The organism is uncultured Campylobacter sp. (assembly GCF_938040115.1).
GTDB lineage: Bacteria > Campylobacterota > Campylobacteria > Campylobacterales > Campylobacteraceae > Campylobacter_A.
Window position 1 is genome coordinate 1 of record NZ_CALHXD010000306.1, and the last position, 1,256, is coordinate 1,256.

At 52.0% G+C, this 1,256-nt stretch carries 3 protein-coding genes; all 3 read left to right on the forward strand.

Going from position 1 to position 1,256, the window contains the following annotated elements:
* Positions 1 to 36: 36 nt before the first annotated feature.
* Positions 37 to 507 carry a 6,7-dimethyl-8-ribityllumazine synthase gene (gene ribH / locus Q0314_RS10390; protein ID WP_298058779.1) on the forward strand — a complete coding sequence of 157 codons (471 nt, stop codon included), beginning with the start codon at positions 37 to 39 and terminating at the stop codon, positions 505 to 507.
* 1 nt (position 508) lies between these two features.
* Positions 509 to 904 (forward strand): transcription antitermination factor NusB, encoded by a 396-nt coding sequence (gene nusB / locus Q0314_RS10395; RefSeq protein WP_298058781.1) that lies wholly within the window; start codon positions 509 to 511, stop codon positions 902 to 904.
* On the forward strand, positions 901 to 1,256 hold a 356-nt coding region (gene pyrF / locus Q0314_RS10400; RefSeq protein ID WP_298058783.1), incomplete at its 3' end, for an orotidine-5'-phosphate decarboxylase. The genes nusB and pyrF, both read left to right, overlap by 4 nt.

Consider the following 1,256-nt stretch of genomic DNA (forward strand, 5'->3'; position numbering starts at 1 on the left):
AAAAAATAGTATTTAGTAAAATTTTAAGGAGAAACTATGAAAACAATCGAAGGAAATTTGGCTTTAAAAGGCGGCGAGAAGATCGCTATAGTGGGCGCGAGATTTAACCACATCATCACCGATAGGCTGGTCGAGGGCGCGAGGGATGCGTTTTTGCGCCACGGCGGAGACGAGAAAAATTTGAGCCTCATTTTGGTGCCGGGCGCGTTTGAGATACCGATGGCGCTTGAAAAGGCGCTAGCTAGCGGTAAATTTGACGCCGTTTGCTGCGTGGGAGCGGTGATCCGCGGCTCTACGCCTCACTTTGACTACGTTAGCGCCGAGACCACCAAGGGTATCGCAAACGTCACGCTAAAATACGGCAAACCGGTAACCTTTGGTGTACTAACGGTAGATAACATCGAGCAAGCAATCGAGAGAGCGGGCTCAAAGGCCGGAAACAAGGGCTTTGAAGCGATGACGGGCGTGATCGAGATGCTAAGCTTATATAAAAATTTGGAGGCGTAAAATGGCGACTCGTCATCAGGTCAGGCAGGCCGTCGTTTCGCTACTATACGCGCGCGAAATGGGTAGCTGCGGCGAGGAGTTCGTCGAGGAATTTTTAGAAGAAAAAAAGATCCGAAACGACCAGCGAAGCCTCGCGCTGTCGCTTTTTCACGGCATTTTGGAGCATGCAGATGAGCTTGACGCGCTACTAAACGCGCGCCTAAAAGAGTGGAAGATAAACGAGATCGGCAGCATCGAGCGCGCCGTGCTTAGGCTGGGGGCGTACGAGATGAAATTTACCCCGACCGATAAGGCTGTCATCATAAACGAGGGCATCGAGCTTGGCAAGGAGCTGGGCGGCGACTCGGCGCCGAAATTTATAAACGGCGTGCTAGACGCGCTAAAGGCCGATCTGTGAAGCTATGCGTCGCGCTTGATCTGAGCTCGAAGCAGGAGTGTTTGCAGCTAGCGGAGCAGCTTGCGGACTTTTCGGATAAAATTTGGCTAAAAGTCGGGCTGCGGGCTTATTTGCGCGATGGAGCGGACTTTGTGGGGGAGCTAAAAAAGCTCGGGAATTTTAAAATTTTCCTCGATCTAAAGCTTTATGATATCCCAAATACGATGGCCGATGCCGCCGAGGAGATCGCTAAAATCGGCGTCGATATGATAAACGTGCACGCAAGTAGCGGCAAGCGCGCGATGGCTACCGTGATGGAGCGACTAGATAGGCTAGCTTCGCGTCCGTTGGTGCTCGCGGTCTCTGCGCTAAC

Bases quoted from the DNA above. Each gene is read 5' to 3' on its own strand.
- ribH (WP_298058779.1), top strand. From the start codon at position 37: ATGAAAACAATCGAAGGAAATTTGGCTTTAAAAGGCGGCGAGAAGATC.
- nusB (WP_298058781.1), top strand. From the start codon at position 509: ATGGCGACTCGTCATCAGGTCAGGCAGGCCGTCGTTTCGCTACTATAC.